General features: G+C 52.8%; 1 protein-coding gene. It reads left to right on the forward strand.

The window, feature by feature from the left end; translation table 11 throughout:
• Positions 1-167: 167 nt before the first annotated feature.
• On the forward strand, positions 168-515 hold a 348-nt coding region (secE, locus tag AC5O77_RS22690), incomplete at its 3' end, for a preprotein translocase subunit SecE (protein WP_494507289.1).

Raw genomic sequence — 515 nt, forward strand, 5'->3', positions numbered from 1 at the left:
CTTTCGTACCAGAACCTGGCTCATCAGTGATTTTCTTTGTCATAATCATTGCTGAGACAGGCTCTGTTGAGGGCGTATAATCCGAAAAGCTAATACGCGTGTCGATTTGGTTTGCCTCGCGATCGCGGGGTGAAAATGTTTGTAGAATACTTCTGAGAGGTTGGTTTATGAGTGCGAATACCGACGCTCAAGGAAGCGGGCGCGGCCTGGCAGCGATGACGTGGGTCGTTGTGGTGGCATTGCTCCTGGTGGCGATTGTCGGCAACTACCTTTCTCGCGACATTATGCTGCCGCTGCGTGCGCTGGCCGTAGTAATTCTGATTGCTGCAGCGGGTGGTGTCGCGCTGTTAACGACAAAAGGCAAAGCTACCGTAGCGTTTGCGCGTGAAGCGCGTACCGAAGTCCGTAAAGTGATTTGGCCAACCCGCCAGGAAACGCTACATACCACTTTGATCGTCGCCGCGGTAACTGCCGTGATGTCACTGATTCTGTGGGCTGTCTCTTATACACATCTG

The sequence above is a fragment of the Stenotrophomonas sp. INTA L402-1 genome, from assembly GCF_059295135.1.